This window comes from Yoonia sp. (assembly GCF_046498525.1).
Classification (GTDB): Bacteria; Pseudomonadota; Alphaproteobacteria; order Rhodobacterales; family Rhodobacteraceae; genus Yoonia.
In genome coordinates this window covers 1-6,251 of sequence record NZ_JAWOAN010000086.1, presented here as the reverse complement: position 1 = coordinate 6,251, position 6,251 = coordinate 1, and the positions used below count along the sequence as shown (strand labels likewise).

The 6,251-nt window shown below is 56.7% G+C and carries 6 protein-coding genes; 5 read left to right on the top strand and 1 reads right to left on the bottom strand.

Annotation, left to right across the window (positions count from 1 at the left end):
- The 4 genes from R6T97_RS05680 to glnT all read left to right on the top strand — a co-directional run.
- Positions 1-810, top strand: an 810-nt coding sequence (locus tag R6T97_RS05680) for a class II glutamine amidotransferase (protein WP_410348329.1), incomplete at its 5' end; no start/stop codon positions are given.
- Positions 811-1,488, top strand: coding sequence for a protein GlxC (locus R6T97_RS05675; protein WP_410348328.1), 678 nt, complete (start codon positions 811-813; stop codon positions 1,486-1,488).
- A gap of 9 nt (positions 1,489-1,497) precedes the next feature.
- Positions 1,498-2,841 (top strand): FMN-binding glutamate synthase family protein, encoded by a 1,344-nt coding sequence (locus R6T97_RS05670; protein WP_410348327.1) that lies wholly within the window; start codon positions 1,498-1,500, stop codon positions 2,839-2,841.
- Positions 2,842-2,903: 62 nt separating this feature from the next.
- Entirely contained in the window at positions 2,904-4,229 is a 1,326-nt protein-coding gene (gene glnT / locus R6T97_RS05665; RefSeq protein ID WP_410348326.1) for a type III glutamate--ammonia ligase, read from the top strand.
- A 26-nt stretch (positions 4,230-4,255) separates the two neighbouring features.
- On the opposite strand, the gene R6T97_RS05660 is transcribed toward glnT, so the two are convergent.
- Positions 4,256-5,275, bottom strand: coding sequence for an NAD(P)-dependent alcohol dehydrogenase (locus tag R6T97_RS05660; RefSeq protein ID WP_410348325.1), 1,020 nt, complete (start codon positions 5,273-5,275; stop codon positions 4,256-4,258).
- A 308-nt stretch (positions 5,276-5,583) separates the two neighbouring features.
- Between R6T97_RS05660 and R6T97_RS05655 the strand changes: the two genes are divergently transcribed.
- The coding region (locus tag R6T97_RS05655) for a LysR family transcriptional regulator (RefSeq protein WP_410348324.1) at positions 5,584-6,251 on the top strand (668 nt) is incomplete at its 3' end.

Below are 6,251 nucleotides of genomic sequence, written 5' to 3'. Positions count from 1 at the left end.
GCCATCTATAGCGATGAGACAGCAGGCAAGACCAAGCTCGTCGTTCAATCCGACACCCCCGATCAGGCTTTTGCCGGTTTGGAGAACGCGCTTGGCAAGATGCTTGGCGCCGAGGTCCGCATGGAGGTGAAAGACACCCACGCGGTTCTGGGTATTCCCGCAGGCACGACCGCGCAGGTGCAGTCTGCGTTAAGTGATATCAGTCCCACACTTCGTGTCATGAGCCGTGGAGATACCTTGGAAATCTACAAGGAGGTCGGGCTGCCCAAGGATGTCGCCGCCCGCTTTGATTTGGCCAAGATGTCCGGCACACATGGCATAGGGCATACGCGCATGGCCACAGAATCTGCCGTGACGACCATGGGGGCGCATCCGTTCAACACCGGCAATGACCAGTGCCTCGTGCACAACGGATCGCTCTCCAATCATAATTCCTTGCGCCGCAAGCTGCGCCGTGAAGGTATCCATATTGAAACGGAAAATGATACCGAAGTGGGTGCGGCCTATCTGACTTGGCGTATGCAGCAAGGTGCCACTCTGGGCGAGGCTTTGCAAAGCGGACTTGATGATCTGGATGGCTTTTTTACGTTCGTGGTCGGCACGAAAGACGGGTTTGGCGTTGTACGCGATCCAATCGCCTGCAAGCCGGCGGTCATGGCCGAGACGGATGAATATGTCGCTTTCGGCTCCGAATACCGGGCTCTCGTCAACTTGCCCAACATCGAAAATGCCCGCGTCTGGGAGCCAGAGCCTGCAACGGTATATTTTTGGAGCCATGACAACCAACCCCACAGTGAGAAGGCCGCCTAATTGCAAACGATTGATCTTGAAGAAACCGGTTTGCGCGGATTGAATCAGACGCTGCAAGCACAGAGTGAGCAGTCCAATCAAACAACCTGGATGATCGAAAATCCGAAAGGCGCCCATGCGATCGCCTGCGGGCTGGATTCGCCGATCGAAGTAACCGTCAACGGTTCAACCGGTTATTACTGCGCTGGTATGAACAAACAGGCGACAATAAACATCACAGGCTCTGCAGGCCCCGGCGTCGCTGAGAACATGATGAGCGGGACAGTGATCATCGCGGGCGATGCCAGCCAATATGCAGGTGCCACCGGTCATGGCGGTTTGCTGGTGATCAAGGGCAACGCTTCCAGCCGCTGCGGTATTTCGATGAAAGGGATCGATATCGTCGTCCATGGCAATGTCGGACACATGTCGGCCTTCATGGCGCAGTCGGGCAACCTCGTGGTCTGCGGTGACGCGGGCGAGGCGCTTGGCGACAGTCTTTATGAGGCGCGGCTTTTTGTGCGCGGTTCTGTCAAGTCGCTGGGCGCGGACTGCATCGAAAAAGAGATGCGGCCCGAACACATCGAGATTCTGGCCGAACTGCTCGAAAGAGGGCAGGCCGACGCAAAGCCATCGGAATTCAAGCGATATGGGTCGGCCCGCCAGCTTTATAATTTCAGCATAGATAACGCATACTAGGAGGCGTGCATGAAAGATGACCCATCCGGCGCGCCGCGCACTGTCCCAATCCAGTCGGCGACATTTACAAATTCCGTTAACGCCGAAATCCGGCGGGCCGCAGCCACTGGTATTTATGATATCCGTGGTGGTGGCGCGAAGCGGAAGCTGCCGCATTTCGACGATTTGCTATTTCTCGGTGCCTCCATGTCGCGTTACCCGCTCGAAGGGTACCGCGAGAAGTGCGAGACAAACGTAACCCTTGGCACACGTTTCGCCGAGCGACCCATAGAACTTGATATCCCCATTACCATCGCCGGCATGTCGTTTGGTGCGCTGTCTGGTGGTGCCAAGGAAGCCTTGGGGCGTGGGGCGACTTTGGCCGGCACGTCAACCACCACCGGTGACGGTGGTATGACGGATGAAGAGCGCGGCCATTCTGACAAGCTGGTTTATCAGTACCTCCCGTCCCGCTATGGCATGAACCCCGATGATCTGCGCCGGGCCGATGCGATTGAAATTGTCGTCGGACAAGGCGCGAAGCCCGGTGGTGGCGGGATGCTCTTGGGGCAAAAGATCAGCGATCGGGTGGCCGAGATGCGCAATCTGCCCAAAGGGATCGACCAGAGATCAGCGTGCCGTCACCCGGATTGGACGGGGCCGGATGATCTTGAGATCAAGATACTCGAACTGCGCGAGATTACTGGATGGAAAGTCCCGATCTACATCAAGATCGGTGGCGCACGTCCCTACTTTGACACCACTTTGGCTGTAAAGGCGGGTGCAGATGTCGTGGTGCTTGACGGGATGCAGGGCGGCACGGCTGCCACGCAGGATGTGTTCATCGAACATGTGGGCCAACCGATCCTTGCTTGTATCCGCGAAGCAGTGCGCGCATTGCAAGACCTTGGGGTGCACCGCGAGGTGCAACTGATCGTGTCCGGCGGAATACGGAGCGGCGCGGACGTCGCCAAATGTATGGCCCTTGGTGCAGACGCGACAGCGATCGGGACCGCGGCTCTCATTGCGCTGGGTGATAACGATCCCAAATGGGAGGCTGAATATAACGCGCTGGGCACCACCGCAGGTGCCTATGACGATTGGCATGAAGGCCGAGATCCCGCAGGCATCACGACACAGGACCCCGAATTGATGAAGCGGTTCAACCCGGTCGAGGGTGGGCGACGGCTGAACAACTATCTGAAGGTGATGGCTCTGGAAGCACAGACCATCGCGCGGGCTTGCGGCAAGAGCCATGTGCACAATCTGGAGCCGGAAGATCTTTGCGCGGTCACACTGGAGGCCGCTGCCATGGCCAAAATTCCGCTGGCCGGGACCGACTGGTACCCCGGCAAACCGGGCACAACCTATTAATCCAAAAAAGGGCGCCACCGTTCACGGGAGGCGCCCGTTTCTTTCGATCACAGGGAAATGACATGACAACAGATCTTGCCGAATTTGCAGCTGACAATGACGTCAAATATTTCATGATCAGTTTCACCGACTTGTTCGGTGGGCAAAGAGCGAAACTGGTCCCCGCGCAAGCCATTGCCGACATGCAGGCAGATGGGGCAGGGTTTGCGGGTTTCGCCACTTGGCTGGATATGACGCCTGCACATCCCGATATGTTGGCGATGCCTGATCCGTCGTCTGTCATTCAACTTCCCTGGAAGCCGGAAGTCGCATGGGTGGCGGCCAATTGTGTCATGGAGGGCGAGGATGTCGCGCAGGCCCCGCGCAATGTATTGCGCAAACTGGTCGATGAAGCCGCAGCCGAGGGTCTGCGCGTCAAAACGGGGATCGAAGCCGAGTATTTCCTGCTGACCCCCGATGGCAGCCAGATTTCGGATGAATACGACACCGCCGAGAAGCCCTGCTATGACCAGCAGGCCGTCATGCGCCGTTATGATGTGGTGCGCGAAATCTGCGACTACATGCTGGAACTGGGCTGGGGTCCTTACCAAAACGACCATGAAGACGCGAATGGTCAGTTCGAGATGAATTGGGAATTTGACGACGCGCTCAAGACCGCTGATAAACACTCCTTCTTCAAGTTCATGACGAAATCGGTCGCTGAAAAGCATGGCTTCCGCGCCACCTTCATGCCCAAGCCCATCGAGGGGCTGACCGGCAACGGATGTCATGCGCATATCTCTGTCTGGGATATCGACGGCAAGACAAATGTCTTTGCCATGGAGCCGGACAACAGCAGCCAGACAGCGGAATTGGGGTTGTCCGAGCAAGGGCGGCAATTCCTTGGTGGGATCATGAAGCACGCCAGCGCATTGGCGGCGATCACCAATCCTACGGTCAATAGCTACAAGCGCATAAACGCACCCCGCACCATATCGGGTGCCACTTGGGCCCCTAACACCGTAACCTGGACAGGCAACAACCGCACCCATATGGTGCGTGTCCCCGGACCCGGTCGTTTTGAATTGCGTCTGCCTGATGGTGCGGCAAACCCCTACCTTTTACAGGCCGTGATCATTGCGGCGGGGCTTTCGGGAATCCGCTCCAAGGCGGACCCCGGCAAGCGCTATGACATTGATATGTATGCCGAAGGCCACAAGGTGCGCGGCGCGCCCAAGCTACCGCTCAACATGCTCGATGCCCTGCGCGCATACGACAACGACAAGGGCCTGAAAGACGCAATGGGCGCGGAATTTTCAAAATCCTATGTGAAGATGAAGATGCAGGAATGGCATTCCTATGTCAGCCACTTCAGTCAGTGGGAAAAGGACAATACGCTGGACGTTTGATCCAACGGACACCTGCTGCTTGATCGCTATTCGGCGGTGTCCAAACGTGTCTTTGATCCGCTGGCAACCTCGTCCAACATCCGGATCACGACAGCGCCGCGCTTTCTGCCACTATCGACGTAGCGGTGCGCCTCGATCATTTGCCCGAATGGATATTCACGATCAATCACAGGCATCAACGCAGCCGAGGCTGCCATTGCGACGACGTCCTGCAGAATTTCGCGCAACTCGTGTGCAACGCCTGAAATCAGTGATTTGCCGGCAAGGCGCGCCTTCAGCGGTCCCAGCAGCATATCGCTCGCCTTCCCGCTGATCAGTAACATATGCCCGCCGTGGCGCAGGACTTTACTGCAGCGCCGCCAAGGGGCTGTGCCGACCGTATCGACAACGACGTCATAGGTGCGCCCCCGCGATGCGAAATCGGTCGTGTGGTAATCGATAGTTTCCTGCACCCCGAGTTGACGCAGAAATGCCCGGTTCCGCTGTGAACAGACCGCTGTCACCTGCGCCCCCGCAAGCAGTGCGATTTGCACACAAGTAAGGCCGACTGAACCGTTCGCGCCATTGATCGGAATGTGTTCTCCTGACTGAACCCGCCCCCTGTTCACCAGATAATCATAGGCAGTTGCCGCCCCGAAGAGCAGTGCGGCAGCCTGTGCAAAGCTCAGGTTTGCCGGCTTGTGCAATATCTTGCCGTTGCTCAGCATAGAGATGTACTGCGCATGTGCACCAAGAGCAGCCCCTGGAAACCCGAGAACCTGATCACCTGCCTTGAACTGACTGTCCCCTGCGCCGACCGCTGCAATTGTGCCTGCAAATTCCGTGCCCCGCACCGGTTTACGCGGTCCGAAAAAACCAATGGCTGGCCGACCCATCCAGCCAATCCCGGGAGGCATTGTCAGGCTTCTCAGAGGCCAATCCGCAGAACAGACCGTCGCTGCATGTATTCGCACCAGAACATCGGTTTCACCGGGTTTCGGACAGGGCAGGGTGACCTGCCTGAGAACCTCTGGCGGGCCATAGCGTTTATAGACGTAAGCCTTCATCCTGCAGCAGGGCGCCGACTGGCAAGACCGTCAGAAAGCGCGGCAGTTTCTACCGTTGATATCTGAAAGTGATTATCCCGACATGCACGCTGGCGCGGGCGAGGTCGTAGATCGTCGGTATGACGGTCAGACAGACTTCGATTTGGGTTTGAATCTGGTGCTTGAGGGATTGGAGCGATGGAGTTGAGGGTTTTCGTTTTTCAAACTACGTACGTGATGTGGTCGTCTTTTCCACAGTAGACAGTCACAAGTGCCGGTCATCTTTAATTATGGATTTTCTCGCTGACTGATCCATTCTATGAATGGGGATGACCTTTGATCAGATAAAGACGTTCTTGTGGGTAGCGCGGCTGGGCGGCTTCCGAAAGGCGGCAGAGCGGCTCAATCTTTCGCAGCCTGCAGTTTCGACGCGTATCGCAAATCTGGAACAGGAACTTCGTGTTCCCTTGTTCGAGCGCGGCTTGGGTGAACCTGTTTTGACGAAACATGGCGCCCTGTTGTTGTCTTATGCCGAGCAGTTGCTGTTCGTCGAAGAGGAAATCAAGCAACGCGTCGCAAATCCTTCCGAGACTGTGGGCCTTTTTCGCATCGGTGCATCCGAGACAATTGCCCAAGCATGGCTTCCTGATTTCCTGAAAGCCTTCAGTGAACAGTATCCGAGGGTGAATGTCGATCTGACGGTGGATATCTCGCTCAATCTGAGGGCGCATCTGCTGGAAAGAAAACTGGACCTTGCGCTGTTGATGGGCCCGGTTTCGGAGTTCTCGACACATAACGTCGACTTGCCACCGTTCGACCTGCATTGGTATCGCGCAACGTCGAATCCGCAAGAAGACCTTAGCAAAATCCCCGTCATATCGTATTCTACCCAGACGCGACCGTACCGGGAATTGATGTCAGAGTTATCCCGCCGGATCGGGCCGAAACTGCGGCTTTATGCATCGGCTTCCTTGTCGGCGAGCCTCAAGATGATTGC

What these genes read in the sequence shown, in the direction of transcription:
- R6T97_RS05670 (WP_410348327.1), top strand. Translation starts at nt 1,498, where the DNA reads ATGAAAGATGACCCATCCGGCGCGCCGCGCACTGTCCCAATCCAGTCG.
- glnT (WP_410348326.1), top strand. Translation starts at nt 2,904, where the DNA reads ATGACAACAGATCTTGCCGAATTTGCAGCTGACAATGACGTCAAATAT.
- R6T97_RS05660 (WP_410348325.1), bottom strand. Translation starts at nt 5,275, where the DNA reads ATGAAGGCTTACGTCTATAAACGCTATGGCCCGCCAGAGGTTCTCAGG.